This is a genomic window from Tunturibacter gelidoferens, assembly GCF_040358255.1.
Taxonomy (GTDB): domain Bacteria; phylum Acidobacteriota; class Terriglobia; order Terriglobales; family Acidobacteriaceae; genus Edaphobacter; species Edaphobacter gelidiferens.
This window is the reverse complement of the sequence record NZ_CP132938.1, coordinates 3,744,907-3,767,049: the sequence shown is the minus strand read 5'-3', so window position 1 is coordinate 3,767,049 and position 22,143 is coordinate 3,744,907. Positions and strand designations below refer to the sequence as shown.

Genomic DNA, 22,143 nt, shown 5'->3' with positions numbered 1-22,143 from the left:
AGAATGTCGACACGTTTAGAGACCCTACAGCGATTGATGAACCTGTACGCCGCAGTCGAACAGATGCACTCGACCGAGTTGCAAAGGTTGACAACAGCTGTCCGCGAGGCACAGCAGGCGATTTCGGTAGAGCAAAGTGTGGCGCAGACGGCTCGTATCGATGGGCGTGAAGCATTGACCGTGGGTGATCGTGTGGGTTGGATGATGTCCGAAACCCAACAGGAGACCGCGGGGTGGAGGCGGCAGAAGCTGGAACATATTCGTGTCGAGCGCCAGGAGCTGAGTGATGCAGCGAGAGAACAGTATGTCGCGAGCCGATTGAAGAAGGAACAGATGAAACGTGTCTTCGAAGAGATGGAGGCGCGGGCGGCGATCGAAGAGGGCAGAAGGGTGCAATCCTCCTCCGATGATCTTTTTCTGTCGCGACGGCGATGGACCGACGTGAAGGAGAAGGCAGAAGAGGGTGAGCAGATGAAGGCCTCCTAATCATTTCGCGGCGAGTTTGGAACGTGGATTGCATTTGCACCAGTCGCAGGAGATGGGCGAGGACCGAGATGATGAGTACGGCGATTCTGATGGCTATGGGTGCAGAGCTGAGCAGTAAGCAGACGGTTGCTCACGACATAGAGCAGCTCGAAGGGCCGACGTTCGCGCAGACCCTCGATGCTCGCGTAGAGATCGCTCCTGGAATTTTGGCGAAAGACTCCATGGTTGCGACGCCAACCGATACGTCGAATGGAAAGATGGAATCAACCGCGAAGAACCTGATCGACATGCCCGACTTGGCGAACGTTGCTAAGGCAAGGGCGGGCGGCGGCCAGGAGATACGAGCCCTGGTTGAGAACAAAGACATCCATGAAGGAAAGACTGTGCCATTGCATACTGCGACCGCGGCGGGGACGCAGGTTCAGACGAAGACAAAAGATACAGAGACGCAGGTTGCCGAACTTCCCGTGAACACGGAAGAGAACGAGGCTGAGACCCCAGCGGCTCCTTACGTTGCCTCGACCGATCCCTTGCAGGCGGACGAAGCGATACCACTGGAGCATCAAGCGGGCAAGAGTCAGATTCAGATGTCTAATGTTCAGGCACCAGTGGCTCAGAGAGAGACCCTGGTATCGGGCAAGACCCAGGAAGTTGCTCCGGTGAAGAAGACAGCAACGAAGACGCAGGAGGGAGAGCCTTCTCAGACTGCTGCGGCTGCGAAGAGCGGTGCCGCAACAGTGCCTCCGATAGCCAACGATACGAAATCGACGCATGTAGTTGTTGTCCCGTCGTCCAATCCGACCGCAGGCCATAATACGGCTGTGCCTGTTGTGATGGGTGTGCCTGTCGCGCCCGTTGCGACTTCGAATATCACACTCAAACCTGAGGGCGACAAGAGCGGAGTAGGCTCTGGCAGCGCTCCTATGACAAGCAGATCCTTCGGGGTTACGCCTTTGTCTGCGCCTACCAACGAGTCGGCCAGCGAGAATTCTGTGCATGACACGAAGACCTCCGTTTCGGATCGTGAGACAACGGTGGCAGCTCCAGGCGACTCGATTGCACCGGCGAAACCCGATGCGAAAGGAGAGAGATTGCAGGTGGTAGCGGCGAGTGCGGGAGGTGACAGTGATACGAAGACACGGTTGACTGGCGAGCCTTCTGTGGCAACGGTTCATGCACCGGCGCCGGGAGCTGATGCTACGGCAGGAGCGGCAACGTCGTTTGTCACGGGATTAGCGAAGCTGCCCGGCGGAGGAGGCAGCACCTCTACAACGAGCTTGTCGAATGGATTGAGAGAGCAGGATGGCTTGGGTAGTGTCGCACGATCCACAGAGCCGATGCCGCGAACCTTGTCTGCGACTCCAACGGCGCTTGAGGTTGGTATCCCGGATGGAACACATGGGTGGTTGAAGGTTCGGGCAGAGATTACGGACGGCGGGGTGGTGAACGCATCGGTGTCGGCGCCGTCGGCGGCGAGTCAGGAGATGCTGCATCGGGAGCTTCCATCGCTGACGGCTTATCTTCAGTCGGAGAAGGTTGCGGTGAACACGGTTGTCGTTCATCCAACGGCGAGCGCGGGGGCGGAGTCTCGCGGTACCCCTGTTGGACCAGAGAGTGGAGGGAGCGGGCAGACGCCGCGGCAGAGCAATGAAGGAGCACAACAACAGGGCTCTGTGAAGGCGGCTGCGGGGGGTGCGAAAGACGTTACGAGTTATCAGAGTTTGCACGGAGTTGATGAGGATGGGACGTTACCGCTGGCGACGTATGGGAGCGGCGGAAGCTGGTTAAGCGTTAGGGCATAACCGAGGGAGTTCATTTCAGCAGCAGCAGGACACGAGGAGAGGAACAATGGATTGGTCTTTGGGAAATTTGATTGCAGGATCAGGGAGTTCAGCAGCGGGAACAGTGGCTTCGGCTCTGGCTCCGCGAAGCGCGGCGGTAAAGGCGACGCCAAAAGATTCAAGCAGTAGTCCGAGTAGTGCGAGCAGTTCCTCGGCTGGTTCGTCCGATATTACGTCGCAGGACTTTCTTACTCTGCTAGTCAGCGAGTTGAAAAATCAGGATCCTACCCAGCCGACGGATCCAAACCAATACATTACGCAGTTGGCACAGGTGAATAGCCTTGAACAGCTGATTTCGATTAATCAAGGGATTGGGACACTGGATGGTGCAGTGTCACCTTCTTCCGGTTCTGGCTCTGGCTCCGGATCGGGCTCGAACGCGGCTGCCGCAGTTGCGAGTGCGAATGCTGCATCGGGTCTGCAGACGATTCCGGGACAGAACGCGATATGGGGCGGCTCTACCGCGAGCTAAGACAAACATTGACAGTCCGTAGCGTTCCTTGAGAGCGGACCGCTATCAGCAGAACGACAAACAGAAAGACCAAGGAGAAGACGATGGGAAATTTTTCGATTGCACTGTCAGGATTGGAAGCTGATTCGACGGCGCTGAACACGATTGGAAACAATCTGGCGAACCTTAACACAGTTGCCTATAAAGGGCAGACCACCTCGTTTGAAGATCTGTTCCACCAACAGCTCGGAGAGTCGGGAGCGGGCGATCCGATTCAGGTTGGATCGGGAACTAAGGTCGGCTCGACGAGTACTGACTTCAGTGAGGGAACACTTTTGCCGGATGCCAATGGGAATACGAGCGATATGGCTCTGGATGGGAATGGCTTTTTCATCGTGGAGCAGAACGGTCAGCAGTCTCTGACCAGGGCGGGTAACTTCACGGTGGCCAATAACGGAAGTTTGACTACTCAGGACGGTCAGTTTGTTCTGGGCTATCCGGCGACGGCTGGCGTGGTAAACACCAACACCAATCCGCAGCCGATTACGCTTCCGGTGGGTGCCACCGAAGGAGCGCAGGCAACACAGAATATTTCAGTGACAGCTAACTTGAACTCTGGAGCAACGGTTGGCACAACGTTTACGACGCCGGTAGAGATCTTTGACTCGCTCGGTCAGAGCCATCAGGCAACGATTACCTATGACAAAACCGCTACGAACACCTGGAGCTACTCTGTGACACTGCCTGCGGGCGATGCAGCCGGATCGGCGAACGCGACTGGGACTCTAAGCTTCGACACGTCGGGGAATCTGATTCCTCCGCAGACGCCGACGACGCCAACGTGGCCGACTTCTACTGCGGTGACGGTCGGAAGCACTGTCGTTGATTCGAACGGCAATCTGGAGAAGGTGACCTCGATCTCAGGCACCGGCACTACCGGGGGCGCGGCCCCGGTCTGGGGCGCGGCACCAGGATCAACTACAACCGATAACGCGGGAGCCAATCAGGTTGTCTGGACGAACCTTGGTCCGGTGAGTACGGTTCCGGGTCCGATTACGTTTACGGGATTGGCAGATGGAGCGAGCAATCTCAGCTTCAACTGGAACCTGGATGGCGCCGGCACAACCCCGCTGATTAGCCAGTTGGCGTCTGCGAACAGCAACGGGGCGACTCCTCAGGATGGGTTTGCGAGCGGCAACTATACGGGATTCACCGTAGACCCCAGTGGCGTGATTCAAGCTAAGTTCAGCAACGGCAACTCGGAGACGATCGGCCAGGTTGCGGTGGCGAATGTTGCCAACGTGCAGGGATTGGTGTCGGTCGGGGGGAATAACTTCCAGACGACTGGGGCCTCGGGGCAGGCGGTTGCAGGAGTGGCCGGAACTGGCGGGCGCGGTGCCGTGGATGACAGTACGCTCGAGCAGTCCAACGTCAATATCTCGACAGAGTTCTCTAATCTGATTGTTGCGCAGAGAGCGTTCGAGGCCAACTCGAAGACGGTGACGACCTTCGATACGATCTCGCAGGATGTGATCGCGATGGTTCGGTAGCATTCTTCTGAAGCGGGTTGAGGCGGCTTAGCGGGTGCGGGACCTGGAAGATGGGTTCTACCGGCTGGCCGCCTCGACTGTTTTTTTTTGTTTGCATAGGTCGAAGGCTCGGGGGTGAGCCTTTCGTTGGCGATCCTGAAGAATCGCTAATGTTAGCGAACGTTGGACTGGCCACCCGCTTGCAATCTCTCCAGGCATCATGGCTACTTCACCTACAGTTCTTGCTGGCGTCTCTTCTACAGTTCCTCCGGGCTCCTCTCCCACTTCGGTGGCGGCTCCGGTGGCAGCTAAGTTTCCCCTTATTCCGTTGTTGATTGCTGTGGTGGTGGGAGTTCTCGTTGCCACGTTGGGTGTTGGTGGCGTTGTGTATTATTTGGCGCGGACAGGCCGGCTGCCGGGGCGAGAAAGCTCGGCTCGTAAGGCGGAGGTCGCCGCACCGACCACGACACACGCCATGGTGTTGGAACCGCTACTGGTGAACCTGGCGGATGCGGGTGGCAGCTCTTACCTGCGTGTGGCGATGACCCTGCGTGTGGCTGACGCCGCGGAAGGCAAAGAGGCCAAGCCCAAGGAAGAGAAGCCCAAAGATAAGGAGACCAGTGATGCGGTGGCGTCGGTGCGAGACACGATGCTGACGGTGCTGGGGAGACAGACTGCGGATCGCTTGCTGGCTGTCGATGGAAAGGAACAACTGAAGGCCGAGTTGAAAGCTGCGTTGGCCGAACACAACACTGATTTGAAGGTGATGGATGTGTTCTTCACCGATTTTCTGGTTCAGCGCTGACACAATATCTGGCTTGCTGCAGAGAAGAAGAGGGGGGAGAGATGATGACAGGGACGGAGCTGGCGGTGCTCAGTGCAGAGGGTGCGGGGAAGACAAGTCTGGATCTAGTCAGGACGCCGCCGGACGCACCATGGATGACACGGATTGAGGCACATCCCTCGTGGGAGACTCTGTCGCAGCTACGGATCACGATGCGGGTTGGAGTGGCTCTGAACCGATTCAGGGTCCGGGACCTGTTGACGTTGAAGGTAGGGCAGGTCTTTGAAAGCGTCTCGCCTGAAACCGAGGACGTGCCGCTGATGGTTGGCCAGGTGCAACTGGGTTGGAGTGAGTTTGAGGTCGTGGACCAACGAATGGGACTTCGGGTGACGCGGCTGGGCTAGGGGCCGAGTGGGCAGTGGCGGGCTACTAGTAGAGACGATCAGACGAAGTTACAAATAGGACAAAGTGTTGAGACGGAGAGTTGAGATGCGGCTTTTGCGGGGTGTGAGACCGAATTTGGACGAAGCGTCGGCATACGAGGTAGAGGGCCTGGCCGGATGGGTACTTGGCTTAGTGCGAGGTTGGCGCGGGCAACGAGTTTCTCAAGAGAAGAAGCTTCAGCTGGTGGAGACGTTGCCTCTTGGCGGGAGACGTCAACTGATGCTGGTGACCTGTGCAGGGGAGAGCTTTCTGGTTGGAGGCAGCTTCGAAAGTGTCGATACGATTGTGCGGTTGAAGGCTGAGGCAACGCTCGATTTCGCTGCGGATAGGTGGGACGAGTCATGCCGATGATGCTGGGATTGGCCTTGGCAGGGTTAGCAATGGCTTTGCCTGCGAACCATGCTCGGGCAGAGAGCTCGATGATGGTTGCCGCCGTTATGGCGCCGGAGTCGTTCTGGGTCAAGAAGTCCGCAGGAAGCTCTGTAGGGGAGCATGAACAGGCGGCTTCAAAGACTGGCAAAGCAGGCGTGAAGGTGCGTGGTTTAGGCGCGAGCGCGGGGCCAACTTCGGGAGCGAAGAAAAACGATTCGATCGCATCGGAGCTTGCGGGAACCAAGAGCGTTCCGTGGTCGATCGTGGTCGGGTTGACGCTGTTGACTCTGCTGCCGGCGCTGCTGTTGTCGATGACGCCGATGGTGCGGCTGCTGGTGGTGTTTCACTTTTTGCGGCAGGCGCTGGGGACGCAGACTGCTCCGTCGAACCAGATTTTGATGGGGCTGGCGTTGATGATGACCTGGTTCCTGATGCAGCCGGTTCTGCTTGAGGTCGAGCAGACTGCGGTTGCTCCTTACAGCGCGGGGACAATCACCGGGGAACAGGCGCTGGACCTGGGCGTGGCTCCGGTAAAGCGCTACATGCTGCGTTATGCCCGGGAGAAAGACCTGGCTGTGTTTGCGTCTGCAGGAATGGCTGCGCGGCCGAATAAAAGAGAGGACCTGCCGATTCAGGTGGTGGTTCCGGCTTACATTCTGAGCGAGTTGAAGGCTGGATTTCAGATTGGCGCGATCTTGTTTTTGCCGTTCCTCTTAGTGGACCTGGTGGTGGCGAGCATTACGACTTCGATCGGCATGATGCAACTGCCGCCGGTTGTGATCTCGACTCCGTTGAAGATTCTGCTCTTCGTGATGATCGACGGTTGGAGTCTGCTGGCGGATCAGTTGATCAAGAGTTTTTAGGGAAGCGCGCACGTGGCGATGGGAGCAGGGATGGGACCGGATCAGACAGTGGAGATTATGCGGCGGGTGTTGATTGAGGCGATGCTTTTGAGCGCGCCGCTGCTGGTGACGGCGGCCCTGGTGAGTCTCGCGGTGAGTTTGCTGCAGACCCTGACGAGCGTGCAGGAGCAGACGCTGACGGCAGTGCCTAGGTTGGTGGTGGTCTTTGTCATCACGGTGGCGGTGCTTCCATGGATGGTGCACCGGTTAGTGGGCTTCACGGTTCGGCTGTTCACTGACTTTCACAGATACCTGGGATAGAGGCCGCTATGAATCGTGAAGTGAGTGGATTGATGGCGGATTGGCCGCAGTATTTGTCGGCAGCTGTTCTGGTGATGGTGCGGCTGAGCGGGCTGATGGTATTCGCTCCGGTGTTCTCTTCCTCGGCAATTGCGCCGCGGATCAAGGCTGGGTTTGTGTTTGCAATGACGATTCTGCTGGCGCCCGCGGTGGCGACGGTTCCGGGCGCGCGTGCAGTGCTTGATGGGAGGGCGCTGCTGGGCGAGTTGAGTGTGGGGCTGCTGTTTGGGCTTTCGTTGATGTTGTTGAATGAGGCGCTGACCTTTGCGGGAACGCTGCTGGGACTGCAGTTCAGCTTTTCGCTGGTGAATCTGCTGGATCCGAACTCGATGATCGAGACGGCGGTACTGGGGCAAATGCTCAGCTGGTTGGGAGTGCTCGTGATCATCGGCTCGGGGCTGGATCGGAGCTTGTTGGCCGCAGTGGTAAGGAGTTTTTCGGCTGTCCCTGTGGGACAGGCAGTAATGCAAGCAAAGACCGGAGTGGCACTGGCCATGATGGCGAGTGGGATCTTTCTGGCGGGGGTGCAGCTTGCTGCTCCTGTGATGGCTGCCGCGCTGGCAGTAGAGGTGACGATTGCGTTAGTGGCACGACTGTCCCCGCAGCTGCCTTCGATTGTGATTAGTGTCCCGATCAAGACGATGGTGTCGTATGTGGTCTTGATCGCGAGCCTTGCGGTGTGGCCTGGATGGATTGAGCGGCACTTCACGGCTCTGCTGGATGCTGCGGCAAAGATGCTGGTGCGGGCATGAGCGTCGTGATGGTGAGTGAGAAGAGAGTGGCGTACTGCATGAGAGGGAACCCTCATGGCAGATAAGGGTACAGAGCAGGCTACACCACTACGAAAGAAGAAGGCGAAGGAGAAGGGCGACAGTGTTCATAGCCGTGAGTTGTTGTCGGCGATGGCGATGCTGGGCGGCGTGGTGATGCTTGGTGCGATGTCGAATGGGTTTGTTGCTAGCTGGGGCAAGGTGTATCAGGAGAGCCTGCGCTCTGCTACGACGAACGCGAGCGGGTTGAACGGAGAGCAGCTCTTCAATGTTGCGGTGCGACGAATCCTGGTGCCGTCGCTGCTGCCGGTGGGGTTGGTGATGGCGGCGAGCTTTACCGGGGCCCTGGTGTCTGGCGTGGCGCAGAGCGGTGGGGTGCAGATCTACCCGAGCGCGGTGGAGTTGAAGTTTTCTAAGTTGAATCCGGTTACGAATCTGGGAAACCTGTTCAGCTTGCGGTCGGCGACAAGACTAGTGAAGTCGCTGGTGCCGGCTTCGGTAATGGTCGTGTTGGGTTGGGGAGCTCTGAAGGCGTTGATGATTCCTATGCCAGTGATGAGTCTGCTGCGACTGCCGGCGACTTTTTCTGCAGCGTATGGATTGGCGCTCGATGCGGCCTGGGTGACGCTGGCGTGGTCCGCGCTGGACTACGCGATCGAGTGGAGGAGTTGGAATCAGCGGCTGAAGATGAGCAAGCAGGAGATGCGCGAAGAAGTGCGCGATGCAATGGGCAATCCGCAGATCAGAGCGAAGATCCGGCAGATTCAGCGGGCGATGCGTAAGCGCAAGGTGAAGGCGGATATGTCGCGGGCGAGTGTGGTGATCACCAATCCCACGCACTATGCGGTGGCGCTGGAGTTCAGCTTCGAGACGATGTCGGCTCCGACGGTACTGGCCAAGGGGCGTGATCTGCTGGCCGCGGAGATTCGCGAAGAGGCACGATGGGCGGGGGTTCCGATCATCGAGAATCCGCCGCTGGCGCGGAGTTTATACAAGATGGTCGAACCGGGGCAGTCGATTCCATTCGATCTGTATGCGGCGGTAGCTGGAATTCTGGCCTTTCTGTATCGGCAGAAGGTTGAAGAACGAGTGCGCCAGGATCGCCAGGCAAAAGAGAGAGAGCAGAAGGCGCAGATTGCCGGACGGCTGCTCGATGGGAGAGGCAATGTGGGTACGACTGGGATGGTTGGAATGCGTGGCTTTGGAGGTGGGATGTGAGTGAAGCAGCGATAAAGAAGAGTAGTGGCTTTCAGATGGCGAAGCTACAGACGTTGATGCTGCCGGTGGCTGCTATCAGCATGGTGTTCGTCATGATTATCCCAGTGCCGAGTGTGGTGTTGGATATCTTGCTGGCCGCGTCCATTACGGCTTCGGTGATTGTGTTTCTGACGGCGGTGCAGGTGCGGAGAGCGGTGGATTTCTCCGTGTTTCCTACGTTGCTTTTGCTGCTGACACTGTTTCGACTGTCGTTGAATCTGGCTTCGAGCCGCAGGATTCTGCTGCATGGTCAGGAGGGAACACACGCTGCCGGCGCGGTGATTGAAGCGTTTGGGCAGTTTGTGGTGGGCGGGAACTATGTTGTTGGGCTGGTGCTGTTTCTTGCGCTGATCGCGATTCAGTTTCTTGTGGTGAGCCATGGTGCGGTAAGAACTGCGGAGGTTACGGCGCGGTTCACTCTGGATGCTCTGCCGGGTAAACAGATGGCGATCGATGCGGATATGAACGCCGGTCTGATCGATGAGCAGGGGGCGAGGAAGCGGAGACAGGCCATCGCGCGGGAAGCTGAGTTCTATGGCGCTATGGACGGTGCTGCGAAGTTCAACCAGCGGGACTCGCTGGCGACGATCTTGATTACGGCGATCAACATTGTGGCTGGATTGCTGATTGGTGTGCTGCAGCATGGTACGGATCTCGCGACGGCCGTGAAGACTTACACCATTCTGACGGTGGGCGATGGCCTGGTGACGATGATCCCCAGTCTACTCGTCTCGATTGCGGGCGGCATGGTGTTGACGCGGGCTTCGTCGGCGGGATCGCTCGATGAGGAGTTGGGAACGCAGCTTCTGAAGGGGCGCAACACGCTGTGGATTGCTTGTGGAGTGCTGCTTGGACTGGCTTTGATTCCTGGATTGCCGAAGCTGTCGTTTGTGTTGCTTGCGGTTGGGGTTGGGTTGATTGCGCGGCGACTGCCTGCGGCAAAGAACGCCTCTCTGTTGTTGGCGGAGGAGGCGGCTGAAGCGAATGTGAAGGGGGATAAGGCGAAGGCGGGAGATGCGGCGAAGGGCGAGAACCTCGCTTCGTTGCTGAAGATGGATGAACTGACTCTGGAGATCGGATTCCAGCTGATCCCGATGGTGGATGAGAAGCAGGGCGGGCAGATGCTCAACCGCGTTCGCGCGCTGCGGAGGCATCTGGCGACTGAGCTTGGTTTTATTGTTCCGCCGATTCATATCACGGACAATCTGCGGCTGAAGCCTCGGGAGTATGTGGTGAGTCTTCGCGGGATTGAGATTGCGCGGTGGCAGACGGAGCAGAACTGGTTGCTGGCTGTGAACTCGGATCCGAAGGCGCGGGTGCTGCCTGGTGTGGAGACGAAGGAGCCGGCGTTTGGCGTGCAGGCACGGTGGATTCAGCCGGGTCTGGAAGAGCAGGCTTTGGCTGCCGGCTACTCGGTGGTGGACCAGACGACTGTGATTGGAACGCACCTTGGCGAGTTGATTCGCCGACATGCGCATGAGCTGCTGGGTCGACAGGAGGTAAAGCGTCTCCTCGACAGCCTCAACGAGAGTCATCCGAAGCTGGTGGAAGAGCTGGTGCCGAAACTGATGACGTTGGGCGAAGTGCAGAGGGTGTTGCAACAACTGCTTCGAGAGCAGGTTTCGATCCGCGACTTGGGGGCGATCCTCGAAATTCTGGTGGAGGCGGCGCAGCAGTCGAAGAACGTGGTGCACCTGGTGGAGAGTGTGCGGCAGTCGCTGGGGAGAGGGCTCGTGCACTCTTTGCTGGATAACGAGGGCGGCCTGAAGGTGCTGGTGCTGGATCCGGAGCTGGAGAGCGAGCTGCAGCAGACCTTCGATCCCCAGGGAGCCGGGTTGCTGCTGGGGGATGGTGCGCGTCCAGCGGGGATGCGGTCGGACTTCTTGAAGCGGCTTGTGGAATCTGTGAAACGCCTAACCGGAGGAGCCTCGACCTCGGCACTCCCCGTGCTTCTATGTCCGAGTCCAGCCCGATATCACGTGCGGCGCTGGCTGGAGCCGTTTCTGCCCAAGGTGACGGTGCTGGCGCCAGGAGAGATTCCTCCGGAGATTCGGGTACGGAGCATCGGCACGGTTGGGTAGAGACGGTATGTAGGACGGCTGTAAGGAGTAGCGGCAGATGAGGAATGGAGGAAGTATGAACACAGGGAGTTCGATTCCGGTACAGGTTGGGCAGAAGTTGCCGAAGGGGAAGCTGACGGGCGAGCAGTGGACGTCGCTGGAGGCTGCACGGTTTGACGAGGTGACGGGTATTGCGGAGGCGGGGATATTCACTCCGTTTACCGGAGAGGGACTGGCAGCATCAGGGGATGGCAGTGCCACGGAGCGGGACCTGCTTTTGATGGAGCATCTGCCGACGGTGCGTTACCTGGCACGACGCATCCACGAACGACTGCCTCAGCATGTGGAGTTGGACGACCTGGTATCGGCCGGTGTCGTTGGGTTGATCGATGCCTTCTCGAAGTTTGATCACAAGAAGAAGGTGCAGTTCAAGAGCTATGCGCAGTTCAGAATTCGCGGGGCGATTCTTGATTCGTTGCGGACCCTGGACTGGAGCCCGAGGGAGCTGCGACGGAAGGGCAGGGCGGTCGAAGAGGCGATCCGTGCGGTGACACAGCGGGTCGGACGAGCGCCGTCGGAGCAGGAGATTGCGCGGGAGATGACGTTGACGCTGGCGGAGTATCAGGCGCTGCTGGGCGATCTGAAGGGGCTCGAGATTGGAAGCCTGCACATGGAGCGCTCGGAGGACTCCGGTGACGAGGAACTCGCCTATGTTCCTGGTGCGCCTGAGGACGATCCGCTGTTTCGCTGCTTGAAGGGTGAGATGAAGCAGCGGCTTGCGGATGCGATCGACGAGCTTCCGGAGAAGGAGCGCATGGTGTTGACGCTTTACTACTACGAAGAGCTGACGATGAAAGAGATTGGACTGACGTTGGGCGTGGTGGAGTCGAGGGTCTCGCAGATCCACTCTTCGGCGGTGGTGAGATTGAGGGCGTCGCTTGCGAGTCTGCGGCCAGGGGACTCTGCTGGGATTGTGAAGGCCAAGGCTTCGAAGCGCAAGACTGGAACACGTTGACGCTCTGATCGAGTCGTTGTGAAAGATCTCTAACCAAAGAAAGGAATGCATGGGAAAGCAGCTTGGGCAGGGAGATATCGATGCGCTGTTCGCGGCAGCCGGGGCGAATGCTTCAACGCAACCGGAGGGTGCCGAAACCGAGGCGCCGCTGGAGCAGTATGACTTCAGCAGCGCGGGGCAGATCAGCAACGATCAGATGCGAGCGATCAGTTCGGTGAACGATCTGTTTGCGAGGAATCTGATGCACACCCTGGGGGCGTGGTTGAGGACTCCGTTCAAGATGAAGCTGGTCGCGGGGGAGCAGCTTCCTTTCAGTGAATTTCTGGAGCGACTCTCTTCTCCGAATTACATCTGTTCGATTCGGCTTGAGCCACTGGGAGCGGTTGGGTTGCTGGAGCTGGAGCTTGCGCTGGCATCGCCTATCGTGGATGTTCTGCTGGGTGGGGTAGGGCGTGCGTGGCCGGCGCGGGAGCTAACGGATATTGAAGACGCGATTCTGACATCGGTCGTGCAGATGACGGTGCAGGAGCTGAACCTGGCTTGGCAGTCGGTCGGGCTGGAGTTCGTCTTTGAGAAGCGAGAGTCAGAGGCGGCGGTGGCCCGGATGTTGACTTCCGGAGAAAAGACGCTGTGCGTAAGCTTCGAGGCGCGCATGCCTGAGGCTCAGGGGGCGATGAACATATGTCTGCCGGCGGTTGTCTTGAATGCGATTCTGCGGCGCTTAATCTCCGAGGGGGATCGTCCAAAGAGGCGATCGAAGGAGGCGCAGGCGAGGATGCGGGAGCTAGTAGGTGGGGTAAAGTTCGGCGCTGCGTTGCAGTTTCCGTCGATGCGGCTTAAAGCGAGTGAATTGGCGGCTCTGGAGCCGGGGATGGTTTTGCGTCTCCCGTTAGCGAGACACTCTATCTCGGAGTTACGGGTTGGTGGTTTGCAGTTTGGGAGAGCGCACCCGGTAAGAACTGGGGAGCATCGCGGAGCCCAGCTGGAGGGCGGTATCGATAGCGATAGCGGGATCGGTGCTCTGGAGACTCAGAGCGCGGTCGAGACGATGAGTGTGAACTAGGAAAGGAAGGGGACATGGAGAAGGTGATGGGTTCTGGTGAGGTAGCTGGGGTTGAGCCGGGGATGGGATTGTTGAGTGACATCGAGCTGGATGCGACGCTGCAGTTCGGTTCGCGCGATATGTCGTTGAGGGAGGTGCTGGAGCTGGGACCAGGGGACGTGGTGGAGTTGGACCGTCATGTGTCCGAGCCGGTGGACCTCGTAGTGGGTGACAGGATTGTGGCTCGGGGCGAGGTGGTGGTTGTCAGCGGCAACTTCGCTCTGCGCATTACCGAGGTGGCGACGCCGCAACTGAGACTGGAGAGCATTCGATGCCTTTTCTAACGAAGAAGACGGGAGCGATGAAGGTAAGCGCACTGATGCCGAGTGCCTTGAGGGTAGGGAATGGAGTGGCCTGGCAGGAGGATGAGTACAGGCCGTCGCACGAGCTTGCGGGGCTTCAGGGGTATGGTCTTCCGGCTGCTGTCGGGAAGTCCTCGCAGCGGAGGGTGTGCGGGAACTCCGAGTGTGAAAGCGGTTGGACGATGCCCTGGAGAAATCGGCGCAGACCGATCTTCGAGGGGCAATGGGGGTGCAGCGGACGTTGTGTGCTGGCGATGGTGCGCGCGGCAGTGCGTCGCGAACTGGGTGATGGAGGAACCTCCGCGGCTCTGTCTCCGCACCGGCACAGAGTTCCTCTCGGTCTGCTGATGCTGGCTCAGGGATGGATTACTCATCCCCAACTTCAGAGGGCGTTGGCGGCACAGCGAGAGAGCGGGACTGGAAAGATCGGCGAATGGCTTCTGAGCGAGTGCGGCGTGGAGGCTGAGCAGATCACCCGCGGATTGAGCATGCAGTGGGGATGTCCGGTGCTTACGACTGAGGGATTCTCTCCAGAGTCGATGGCCCTGGTGATGCCTAAAGTATTCGTTGAGAGATTCGGGCTGCTGCCGCTGAGGGTGGCGGGCTCACGAATTCTATACATAGGCTTTATGGATAATCAGGATGCGTCCTCCGCGCTGGCGATCGAACAGATGACGGAGTTGAAGGTTGAGAGTGGAGTTGTGGAGGGGGCTCCGTTTGAGGCCGCTCGAAGCAAGCTTCTTGCATGTGACGGAGTGGAGACGAAGTTGGAGACAGCGGAAGATAGGGATTCGATGGCGGCACGGATCACCGCGATTCTAGAACAGAAACAGCCGGTCGCAGCTCGTTTGGTTCGACTTCACCAGGACTATTGGTTAAGGATGTGGCTAGAGAGCGGCACGGTGGGAAGAGCGGGTAGTTTGCCGGTGTCGCACGAGGATGTTAAAGATCACGTCTTTACCATCAGGGTCCAGTAACAACGAAGTATGTAGGGTTGTTGAAGAGAAAAGAGGGCCGGCTGGCCCTCTTTCTTGCGTAAAAAAGCTTCTATCGTTGCAGGAAACTTGAGGCCGGGGATGCCGTGGGAGCGGCCAGTGCGGAAGTACCGGTGCTCATTTTGGAATCCTGCTCGGGGCCAAGCCCCAGCTTGATGATGGCTCGGGAATCGGGAATCAACTTTGTCTGCCAACCGTTGTCTTCCTGAAACTTCTGCATCGCCGCTTGGGTCTCGGAGTCCCAGTGGCCTGACGCCTCGCCGGAGAGATAGCCTGACTTGATGAGCGAAGCCTGGATCTGGGTCGCTCGCGCATCATCGATGGTTCGCTGTCCTGCTGGCTTTGCGGCGGATTTTGAGTGCTTATTCGACACCCTGGGCGATGTGGGGCCACGACGCGAGTGAGTCAATGCCAGGCATGGCATCGCGGTTACCAAAAGCAGCGTCGAGGTTAGAAGTGATCTGACAAACTGCATAGTTAAGACATCACCTTAGGATAAATATCGGTCAATGGATACCGAGACTGGCGTCGATGTTGAGAGTAGAGTATCCCGATAGTAATGTGCGTTGCAACAAAAAGGTTGACTAATGGGAATACATCTTTTGGGTTGGGTGTTTGAGTAATCCGTTGAACGCTTGGGGAAGGAGTGATGCTGAGATTGATCAGGATCACTCCTTCTTCGGTTCGGTTGGGTGTCTCTACGGGAGTGTGCCACCCACATAGGAGTTAAGGTTTTTCTGGGTAGGAGACTGAATAACGAAGACAACGTCGTCCTTCGATTTCAGGTTGGAGACGATGGCTCGATAACTGGCCTCATCTGTTACGGGTTTGCGATTGATTGCTGTGATGATCGTGCCTTTGCCCAGGCCGATCTCGTCTGCGAAGGAGCCGGGGCGGACGGTGGTGACGATGACGCCACCCTTGATCCCGACCTTGGCTGAAATGGAGGCCGGGATTGCCGAGACGGTAATGCCGAGCTTGCCCTCTCCTGCGTCAGACTCCTGCGGGGTGGAGGTGTCGTCCGGCTGGCCGGTGATATCTGCGTATGTCTTGGCGCGATCTCCGATGACGACATTCGCGGTGTTCTGCTTGCCGTCGCGCAGGTATCCGAGTTTTACCGTCGAGCCGACATGACGAGCTGAGATGTCGTTGACCAGGTCGTCGCCATCTTTGATGTTGCGGCCATCGATCGAGACGATGACGTCGCCTGCTTGAATGCCCGCCTTTGCCGCTCCACCGTTAGGGGTGACAACGCCGACGATCACACCGCTCGAGAAGCCATACACCCGGTTGACAGCAGAAGATTGGGCTACCTGAAACTGAATGCCGATGGAGCCGCGAACGACCTTATGTTCCGGTCCGATGAGCATGTTATAGACAGTTGCGATGATGTTGGCGGGCATGGCGAATCCAACGCCTTGAGAGCCCATCGATTGGGTGTAGATGGCGGTGTTCATGCCTACAACCTGACCGGCCATATCGACGAGCGGGCCGCCGGAGTTACCTGGATTGATGGCGGCATCGGTCTGGATGAAGCGCTGGAACTGGGTTTGAGAGACGCCGTTGGGGCTGGGTTCGTCGATGCTGCGGTTTTTGGCGGAGATGATTCCTGCGGTGACCGTCTTCGAGAGGGCGAAGGGGCTGCCGATGGCGAGGACCCAGTCGCCGACCTGTGCGCCGTCGGAGTTGCCGAGCTTGACGGTGGGGAGGGGCTCTTTGCTGTCGATCTTGATGACGGCGATGTCGGTGTCTTTGTCGACGCCGATTACAGTTGCGGGACGGCCTTCATCACCAGGTCCGCCGTCCGGGTCGGTGGAGAGCTTCACGTAGATCTTGTCGGCTTTGTCGACGACGTGATTATTGGTGATGATGTAACCGCGAGGATCGACGATAAAGCCGGAGCCGAGTGCGCGGCGTTCGCCAGCGGCACCGCCGTCGCCATCGTCGCCACCTTGCCCACCGAAGAAGCGGTTGAAGAAGTCCTGCATGTCACCTGGGGACTGCTGGCTGTCGTCGTCACCGTTCGGGTCGTTGGGCTGGGGTGTTCTCTGCGTGCCGCGTTTGCCACGTCTGTTGGCCGATGGCTTGGGCAACTCTTCCGTATTGATATTGACTACGGCTGGGCCGACTTGCTTGACGATCTGAGAGAAGCCATTGGAGAGCGCCACTGGAGAGGGAATGACGAGAGGTTTCGCGTCGGTAGAGTTGACCTCGGACTGCTCTTTGCCGCTGACATTGCGCGTAAGAATGGAACCGGCGAGTATGCCGACCGACAACGTTGCCAGGAGCGTGAACGTCGTGGTCAGGCGATGTGTGCGGATGCGCTCGAGCAGAGTGGAGGAAGTGTTCTTCGGTGTGTCCATTAGTAGGTCTTGACCTCGGTGTTGTGTGTTGCGGTGCGCCGGAGTGTGTGCGCGGCATGAACTTTAAGTATAGTCGCTGCGCCACATTGTGGTTTGGGCTGAGGTGAGGTCGGTTTCACAATGTGATTAGACGCAAAAAGAAGACGAAAGTCTTCGTGAAGCTTAGGCGGGATACGTGGGGATCGGAGCTTCTGAAGGGAAAAGCTCGATGAATGCTATCCCGGTGAGGATGAGAACGGCTCCAAGAAGAGAACGGCGGCCTAGATGTTCGTGCAAAACGAGGAATGAGGTAAGGCAAGCGAAGACGGGCTCCAGTGTGAGCAGAATGGCGGTATGGGTAGGGGGAATATGCTGCTGGGCCCAGCTCTGGATGGTGAAGGCTGCTGCGGTGGCCAGGAGGCTGGTTATCGCTAAAGCGGTGACCAACCTAGGGGTGAGGGTGAGGTGAAGTGTTCCGCCTAAGGGCAGAGTAACGGCCATGAGAAGCGCTGCTGTCCCAATCTGCAACGTGGCGAGTTGGGCTGTTGGGACGGTCCTGGAGGTGTGAGCCAACGACAGGAGATGGGCGGCGAAGGCGATTGCGCAGGCGAGTGTAAGGAGGTCCCCCAGGCCGATGCTGCTGAGGAGATTCTTCCAAGATGTTCCTGCAGGCGTTGTCAGCAGGAGAAGGCCGGAGAATGCGAGGAGTGCTCCGACGGCGGTAGTCCAGCGGGGAGGCAGCGTTCTTGAGGGGCGAATCGCGGGTATGAGGGTGAGGAGAGGGACGAAGACAACCACGAGGCCAGTAATCAGTGCCGATTTCGCGGCGGTTGTGCGGGCGAGTCCGGTGGTTTGAAACTGGTATCCGGTGGCGAGAAAGAGGCCCACGGCAATGCCCGAGACTATGCTTTTGCGGTTGGTGCTGCGCAGTTGACGGTGGTTGACGATAACAAGAGCGACGAAGGCCAGAGCCATTCTGAGCAGGTTGAAGACAAAGGGTGAGGCGTCTTGGAGAGCATCTTTTACTAAAACGAAGGTGGCTCCCCATATGAAGACGACCGCGAGGAGCAGGAGATGGGCCAGGCTGGTGGGGCTCAGTCGGCGGGGCAACTAGTTGTTCGCTCCGGTCTCGGGCTTTGGTGACTGCGCGTTCGGTGATTGTGAGTAGACGGTTTCACCGTTCACGATGGTGCTGAGGACCTTGGTGCGGAGAAGTTGTTGGGGCGTTGCGGCAGTGATGTCACGGTCGAGAACGACAAGGTCGGCGAGGTAGCCGGGTTCAAGGCGACCCTTCTGATGTTCGCGGAACTCGGCGAAGGCGGAGGATTGGGTGTAGGCGTAGATCGCTTCGTTGAAGGAAATCTTCTCCTGGGGTTGGAAGGTCTGGGTGCCTGATTCGTTCTGCCGAGTGATGGCGGAGTAGAGGCCGCGGAAGGGATTAATGGACTCCACCGGGTAGTCGGTGCCGAAGGCGAGGGTGACGTTGTGATCGAGGAAGCTCTTCCAGGCGTAGGCGTACTTCGCGCGGTCGGGGCCGAGGCGGTCCGGGGCCCACTTCATGTCGGTGAGTAGGTGGGAGGGTTGCATGGAGGCGATGACGCCCTCGCTGGCGTAGCGATCAAAGTCTTCGGGTAGAAGGACCTGGGCGTGTTCTACGCGGAATCGGAGGGCGGCCGGGGCGGGATCGGGTGGGGGTGGGGTGGTGATGATGTGGGCGTCGGTGGTGTTGGGGCTGGCGGATGGGGGGGCGAGGGTGGCTACCTGATCGGCGGCTCCGAAGGCATTGAGGGCCATCGCGTTGGCACGGTCGCCGATGGCGTGGAAGCCCAGCTGGAAGCCTGCGGCTGCGCGCTCGGAGGCCATCTGGGTTAGCTTGTCCTGGTCATAGCGGGGAAGGCCGGAGTTGTCGGGGTCGTCGGAGTAGGGTGCGTCGAGGGCCGCGGTGCGGGAGCCGAGGGAGCCGTCCATAAAGCCCTTCAGCATGGTGAGGTGGAGGAGCGGGTCGTCGGTGGGGTGGCTGGCGCGGCGCTCCTTGAGGACCTCGAGGGGCTTGTCGAAGGGGAGCCACTCGGCGAATCGGAGATGGAGTTCGTGGGCGTCCTCGAGTTCTTCGAGGGCGAGGAAGTCTTCCCAGTCGGAGTTGTCCTGGACGCTGGTGACGCCGTGGGCGAGGGCGTCTTTGATGGCCAGGTTGAGGGCTTTGGTGCGTTCCTCGGGGCCGGGTGATGGGATCTTCCTAAAGACCAGGTTGGTGGCGGCGGTTTCGCGGAGGATTCCGGTGGGGTTGCCGGAGGAGTCGCGGTCGATTTTGGCGCCGGCGGGGTCGGGGGTCTCGGTTGTAATGCTGGCGGCGGCGAGGGCGGCGGAGTTGGCGAGGGCGATGTGGCCGTCTACCCGCTCGAGGATGCAGGGGTGACCTTGGGTGATCGGGTCGATGTCCTCACGGGTGGGGAGTTTGGCTCCGGGCCAGAGGGTGTGGTCCCAGCCTCCGCCTTCGAGCCAGATGCCGGGTTGGGCTTTGGCGGCGTAGGTGCGGATGCGTTGCTGCATCTCGGCCAGGGATTTGACTCCGTCGAGGTTGATGGAGAGTTGCTGGCGGCCTGCAGGGCCCATATGGGTGTGGGCGTCGTTGAACCCGGGCATTGCGAAGGCGTGGTGGAGGTCGATGATGCGGGTCCGCGGGGCTTTGAGTTTGAGGATCTCGGCGTCGGTGCCGGCGGCCAGGATCTTTCCGTTGGCGATGGCCAAGGCCTGGACCCTTGCAGGGGTGGGGGAGGGGTCGTTGGGGCGGAGGTGGGTGCCGGTGAGGATGTTTCCGTGGAGATAGATGGTGTCAGGCGGGGTCTTCTGGGCCTGAGTGAGGGTGGTGAGCAGAAGAATCGCAGTGAGAGTGAAGGGTTTCACGAGTGGAGTGTATCGCGGAGCGCGATGGAGCGGCGGCGGAAAGTGTTGAAGGACGCAGGCGCTTTGATTCCAGCTGTCCTCCCCCCTCCCCCGGTAGGGTATCTTGCAGGGAAGTTGCTTTGATTCAGGGGTTTACAGACAGTAGGTGTCGCTAAAATATGGAAGATAAATAAGTTACGTACAAAATACTTGTTTTGTGCGGGTTGAGGGGGATACCTCGTCCAAAACTGCAAGTTTTGACCCCGCGGTCTCGGTGAGCGCTCCGGATTTGCTGGTTAGTTTAATTATAGCGGGCGGGGGATAACTAATACGCCACGTGAAAGTCCGCGGTTGGCGCGGGTTTGGTGCGATCAGGGGCTTGACAGATTCAACAACCCCTCAACTCCGAGAGTGCATCCGTAGAAGTGGGAATGGAGGTAACGCATGAAGACGATGACGTGCAAATCGCTAGGTGGACCCTGTGAACAGAAGCTGTCGGCCGGATCATGGGACGAAATGGTCCAGACCATGACGAAACATGTGATGGAAAAGCATCCTGAGACCGCAAAGGCAATGGAAAAGATGCATAACGAAGACCCAAAGAGATGGGGCAGAGAGACGAAGCCTAAGTGGGAGGCGACACCGGAGACATAGCGCTCAGAAAGTCGAGATGACGATTCACCTGGGCACGATGGTGCCGTTCGTCTGCCTGGGTCGAGTTCACGTTTGAGGGGAACCCGTGATGGGGGCCTGATGGGAGCTGCGGTTCGGGTTCTAAGCGCTTGAATTTTTGAGCTGGGGCTTCAGAGTTTCCGGTTTGGGTTGACGGTGGAGTTTCCGAGTGCTACGAGTTGCGACTCGCGCTAACCAGAAGGCCCACATCTCAGAATAAAGATGTGGGCCTTCGGATAGCTGCTCGTGAGTGGGACTTAGTAGTTTGGGTAGTAGCCGTACGGCGGGGGATAGGGGTAGCCGTAGGGTTAGCTTAATTTGGGCATAGGTCAACATAGATTTGTGTTGGGGTATTTATCGACTGAAGGTTCAGCGGGATTAGTCGTCTAGTCAGTGGGTTTTCCACAGGATCGAAGGTGGCGATTCTCGACGGATGATTCTTGCCTCTTATTTTGTGACGGGATATCCCTGCCACAGATACTCCAAGGCTTCGGGCAGGGTTTGTTGCTTCACGGCGTGGTCGACGTGGCCGGCGTCTTTGGCGAAGACAAATTGATAGTGATAGTCCTTGGCCGCGAGTACCTTGGCCATGCGCTCGTTTGCGAGAACCCAGTCGTGCATGTCGTCGCGCATGAAGTTGGGGTTGAAGAGGTCGCGGTCGCCTACCTCCATCCAGATTCTGATGGGTTTGGCTGGAGTGGCCGGGATGAGGTGTTCGTGGAACTCCCATGCTCCGTGAGGGGTTTCCGGGTTGTAGGGCCATTGCTGATTGATGTAGGTGCCGGAGTAGGTGAGGACGCGGTGGTAGAGCTCCGGGTGATACCAGGCCATGATGAGAGCGCATGAGCCTCCGGAGCTGCCGCCCATGGTGGCGCGTCCGTCAGGGTCTTTGGTGAGTTTGACGTGATATTGCTTCTCGACGAGAGGGAGGACTTCGGTTTCAACGAACTCGGCGTAGTGGCCAGACATGGTGTCGTATTCGAGGCCGCGTTCGCTGCCTTGGGCGTCGCCGCTGCCGTTGCCGATGGAGATGGCGATCATGATGGGAACACGGTGGTTTGCGATGAGGTAATCAAGAGCCCTGAAGAGGTCGTAGTCGGGGCCGTCGGCGCTGATGATAAACGGTGCGGCGGTGCCGGGTACGTACTGTTGCGGGACGTAGACGGCCACGTGTCGGGTGTAGGGCGCGGGGTGGCTGGTGGTGACGACGAGTTTTGCCGGGTCCTTGGGATCGGGGGTGCCGAAGGTGTCCTGCTCTCGTGCGATCCCTGGATAGAGTTTGCTGTCGGAGGAGTTCATGGCGAACTTGTAGATGTTTCCCAGGGGGACGGCCGAGTGGAGAGACATTTCGGGGGCGATGGGGTGGGTGGGGCCGAGTATAAAGTTGCCGTCCTGTTGCGGCGAGGGGATGGCGCCGTCGGGTAGCTCTTTTGCTGCGACGTAACCGGCGGTGTGGGGGTCGCGCGTGGGCGGGGTTGGGCGCGGTGCAGGAGTGGGTGTTGTCGGAGTCTGGGCGATGGCCGCGATGATGTTGAGTGTCAGGGAGAGTGCGAGTGCCGTTGTTGGAGCGACGATACGACGGCTGGAGTGGCTTTGAAGTAGAGTCTTCACGTTGATGCTCCTGAAGAGATATTGG

General features: G+C 58.7%; 22 protein-coding genes. 17 read left to right on the top strand and 5 right to left on the bottom strand.

The window, feature by feature from the left end; genetic code table 11:
• Positions 1-3: 3 nt before the first annotated feature.
• From RBB81_RS16465 to RBB81_RS16390, 16 genes are all read left to right on the top strand, one after another.
• Positions 4-486 carry a hypothetical protein gene (locus RBB81_RS16465; protein ID WP_183788111.1) on the top strand — a complete coding sequence of 161 codons (483 nt, stop codon included), beginning with the start codon at positions 4-6 and terminating at the stop codon, positions 484-486.
• 68 nt (positions 487-554) lie between these two features.
• A complete protein-coding gene (locus RBB81_RS16460) occupies positions 555-2,288 on the top strand; it encodes a hypothetical protein (protein ID WP_353071401.1) in 1,734 nt (577 codons plus the stop codon).
• A gap of 46 nt (positions 2,289-2,334) precedes the next feature.
• Positions 2,335-2,799, top strand: coding sequence for a flagellar hook capping FlgD N-terminal domain-containing protein (locus RBB81_RS16455; protein WP_179583859.1), 465 nt, complete (start codon positions 2,335-2,337; stop codon positions 2,797-2,799).
• An 83-nt stretch (positions 2,800-2,882) separates the two neighbouring features.
• Positions 2,883-4,328, top strand: coding sequence for a flagellar hook protein FlgE (locus RBB81_RS16450; RefSeq protein ID WP_179583857.1), 1,446 nt, complete (start codon positions 2,883-2,885; stop codon positions 4,326-4,328).
• 199 nt (positions 4,329-4,527) lie between these two features.
• On the top strand, positions 4,528-5,112 hold the full coding sequence (locus RBB81_RS16445) for a flagellar basal body-associated FliL family protein (protein ID WP_353071400.1): 585 nt from the start codon (positions 4,528-4,530) through the stop codon (positions 5,110-5,112).
• Positions 5,113-5,153: 41 nt separating this feature from the next.
• Positions 5,154-5,495, top strand: a complete 342-nt coding sequence (locus tag RBB81_RS16440; RefSeq protein ID WP_179583853.1) for a FliM/FliN family flagellar motor C-terminal domain-containing protein — start codon at positions 5,154-5,156, stop codon at positions 5,493-5,495.
• Between the two features lie 85 nt (positions 5,496-5,580).
• Complete coding sequence (locus RBB81_RS16435; RefSeq protein ID WP_179583851.1) at positions 5,581-5,886, top strand: flagellar biosynthetic protein FliO; 306 nt, start codon at positions 5,581-5,583, stop codon at positions 5,884-5,886.
• 68 nt (positions 5,887-5,954) lie between these two features.
• Entirely contained in the window at positions 5,955-6,770 is an 816-nt protein-coding gene (fliP, locus tag RBB81_RS16430) for a flagellar type III secretion system pore protein FliP (protein WP_246373433.1), read from the top strand.
• An 18-nt stretch (positions 6,771-6,788) separates the two neighbouring features.
• Complete coding sequence (locus RBB81_RS16425; RefSeq protein ID WP_257025771.1) at positions 6,789-7,070, top strand: flagellar biosynthetic protein FliQ; 282 nt, start codon at positions 6,789-6,791, stop codon at positions 7,068-7,070.
• 8 nt (positions 7,071-7,078) lie between these two features.
• Entirely contained in the window at positions 7,079-7,861 is a 783-nt protein-coding gene (locus RBB81_RS16420) for a flagellar biosynthetic protein FliR (protein WP_218892452.1), read from the top strand.
• Between the two features lie 54 nt (positions 7,862-7,915).
• Positions 7,916-9,097 carry an EscU/YscU/HrcU family type III secretion system export apparatus switch protein gene (locus RBB81_RS16415; protein ID WP_183788114.1) on the top strand — a complete coding sequence of 394 codons (1,182 nt, stop codon included), beginning with the start codon at positions 7,916-7,918 and terminating at the stop codon, positions 9,095-9,097.
• Between the two features lie 35 nt (positions 9,098-9,132).
• Positions 9,133-11,217, top strand: a complete 2,085-nt coding sequence (gene flhA / locus RBB81_RS16410) for a flagellar biosynthesis protein FlhA (protein WP_353073946.1) — start codon at positions 9,133-9,135, stop codon at positions 11,215-11,217.
• 55 nt (positions 11,218-11,272) lie between these two features.
• Positions 11,273-12,211 (top strand): sigma-70 family RNA polymerase sigma factor, encoded by a 939-nt coding sequence (locus RBB81_RS16405; RefSeq protein ID WP_353071399.1) that lies wholly within the window; start codon positions 11,273-11,275, stop codon positions 12,209-12,211.
• Between the two features lie 49 nt (positions 12,212-12,260).
• On the top strand, positions 12,261-13,274 hold the full coding sequence (locus tag RBB81_RS16400) for a flagellar motor switch protein FliM (RefSeq protein WP_179583847.1): 1,014 nt from the start codon (positions 12,261-12,263) through the stop codon (positions 13,272-13,274).
• A gap of 26 nt (positions 13,275-13,300) precedes the next feature.
• Positions 13,301-13,597 carry a FliM/FliN family flagellar motor switch protein gene (locus tag RBB81_RS16395; protein ID WP_353071398.1) on the top strand — a complete coding sequence of 99 codons (297 nt, stop codon included), beginning with the start codon at positions 13,301-13,303 and terminating at the stop codon, positions 13,595-13,597.
• The gene (locus tag RBB81_RS16390; protein ID WP_353071397.1) at positions 13,585-14,592 is read left to right on the top strand and encodes a hypothetical protein; all 1,008 of its coding nucleotides are present in this window, start codon (positions 13,585-13,587) and stop codon (positions 14,590-14,592) included. Before RBB81_RS16395 ends, RBB81_RS16390 begins: the two co-directional genes overlap by 13 nt.
• A 70-nt stretch (positions 14,593-14,662) precedes the next feature.
• Here the strand turns inward: RBB81_RS16390 and RBB81_RS16385 are convergent, their stop codons facing one another.
• The 4 genes from RBB81_RS16385 to RBB81_RS16370 all read right to left on the bottom strand — a co-directional run bounded on the left by RBB81_RS16385 (position 14,663) and on the right by RBB81_RS16370 (position 19,856).
• Positions 14,663-15,085, bottom strand: a complete 423-nt coding sequence (locus tag RBB81_RS16385) for a peptidoglycan-binding domain-containing protein (RefSeq protein WP_353071396.1) — start codon at positions 15,083-15,085, stop codon at positions 14,663-14,665.
• Positions 15,086-15,308: 223 nt separating this feature from the next.
• Positions 15,309-16,973 carry a trypsin-like peptidase domain-containing protein gene (locus RBB81_RS16380; RefSeq protein ID WP_353071395.1) on the bottom strand — a complete coding sequence of 555 codons (1,665 nt, stop codon included), beginning with the start codon at positions 16,971-16,973 and terminating at the stop codon, positions 15,309-15,311.
• Between the two features lie 162 nt (positions 16,974-17,135).
• Positions 17,136-18,062 (bottom strand): DMT family transporter, encoded by a 927-nt coding sequence (locus RBB81_RS16375; protein ID WP_353071394.1) that lies wholly within the window; start codon positions 18,060-18,062, stop codon positions 17,136-17,138.
• Positions 18,063-19,856: an amidohydrolase gene (locus RBB81_RS16370; RefSeq protein ID WP_353071393.1), complete on the bottom strand. Its 1,794-nt coding sequence runs from the start codon at positions 19,854-19,856 to the stop codon at positions 18,063-18,065.
• A gap of 423 nt (positions 19,857-20,279) precedes the next feature.
• Here RBB81_RS16370 and RBB81_RS16365 point away from each other — a divergent pair, with 423 nt between their 5' ends.
• Complete coding sequence (locus tag RBB81_RS16365; protein ID WP_179583834.1) at positions 20,280-20,489, top strand: DUF1059 domain-containing protein; 210 nt, start codon at positions 20,280-20,282, stop codon at positions 20,487-20,489.
• Between the two features lie 465 nt (positions 20,490-20,954).
• Here RBB81_RS16365 and RBB81_RS16360 read toward each other — a convergent pair whose 3' ends face one another.
• The gene (locus RBB81_RS16360; RefSeq protein ID WP_353071392.1) at positions 20,955-22,118 is read right to left on the bottom strand and encodes an alpha/beta hydrolase; all 1,164 of its coding nucleotides are present in this window, start codon (positions 22,116-22,118) and stop codon (positions 20,955-20,957) included.
• Between the last annotated feature and the right edge of the window lie 25 nt (positions 22,119-22,143).

Excerpts from the sequence above, each read along its gene's own strand:
- RBB81_RS16465 (WP_183788111.1), top strand. The coding sequence starts at position 4 with ATGTCGACACGTTTAGAGACCCTACAGCGATTGATGAACCTGTACGCC.
- RBB81_RS16460 (WP_353071401.1), top strand. The coding sequence starts at position 555 with ATGATGAGTACGGCGATTCTGATGGCTATGGGTGCAGAGCTGAGCAGT.
- RBB81_RS16455 (WP_179583859.1), top strand. The coding sequence starts at position 2,335 with ATGGATTGGTCTTTGGGAAATTTGATTGCAGGATCAGGGAGTTCAGCA.
- RBB81_RS16450 (WP_179583857.1), top strand. The coding sequence starts at position 2,883 with ATGGGAAATTTTTCGATTGCACTGTCAGGATTGGAAGCTGATTCGACG.
- RBB81_RS16445 (WP_353071400.1), top strand. The coding sequence starts at position 4,528 with ATGGCTACTTCACCTACAGTTCTTGCTGGCGTCTCTTCTACAGTTCCT.
- RBB81_RS16440 (WP_179583853.1), top strand. The coding sequence starts at position 5,154 with ATGATGACAGGGACGGAGCTGGCGGTGCTCAGTGCAGAGGGTGCGGGG.
- RBB81_RS16435 (WP_179583851.1), top strand. The coding sequence starts at position 5,581 with ATGCGGCTTTTGCGGGGTGTGAGACCGAATTTGGACGAAGCGTCGGCA.
- fliP (WP_246373433.1), top strand. The coding sequence starts at position 5,955 with ATGATGGTTGCCGCCGTTATGGCGCCGGAGTCGTTCTGGGTCAAGAAG.
- RBB81_RS16425 (WP_257025771.1), top strand. The coding sequence starts at position 6,789 with ATGGGAGCAGGGATGGGACCGGATCAGACAGTGGAGATTATGCGGCGG.
- RBB81_RS16420 (WP_218892452.1), top strand. The coding sequence starts at position 7,079 with ATGAATCGTGAAGTGAGTGGATTGATGGCGGATTGGCCGCAGTATTTG.
- RBB81_RS16415 (WP_183788114.1), top strand. The coding sequence starts at position 7,916 with ATGGCAGATAAGGGTACAGAGCAGGCTACACCACTACGAAAGAAGAAG.
- flhA (WP_353073946.1), top strand. The coding sequence starts at position 9,133 with ATGGCGAAGCTACAGACGTTGATGCTGCCGGTGGCTGCTATCAGCATG.
- RBB81_RS16405 (WP_353071399.1), top strand. The coding sequence starts at position 11,273 with ATGAACACAGGGAGTTCGATTCCGGTACAGGTTGGGCAGAAGTTGCCG.
- RBB81_RS16400 (WP_179583847.1), top strand. The coding sequence starts at position 12,261 with ATGGGAAAGCAGCTTGGGCAGGGAGATATCGATGCGCTGTTCGCGGCA.
- RBB81_RS16395 (WP_353071398.1), top strand. The coding sequence starts at position 13,301 with ATGGGTTCTGGTGAGGTAGCTGGGGTTGAGCCGGGGATGGGATTGTTG.
- RBB81_RS16390 (WP_353071397.1), top strand. The coding sequence starts at position 13,585 with ATGCCTTTTCTAACGAAGAAGACGGGAGCGATGAAGGTAAGCGCACTG.
- RBB81_RS16385 (WP_353071396.1), bottom strand. The coding sequence starts at position 15,085 with ATGCAGTTTGTCAGATCACTTCTAACCTCGACGCTGCTTTTGGTAACC.
- RBB81_RS16380 (WP_353071395.1), bottom strand. The coding sequence starts at position 16,973 with ATGGACACACCGAAGAACACTTCCTCCACTCTGCTCGAGCGCATCCGC.
- RBB81_RS16365 (WP_179583834.1), top strand. The coding sequence starts at position 20,280 with ATGAAGACGATGACGTGCAAATCGCTAGGTGGACCCTGTGAACAGAAG.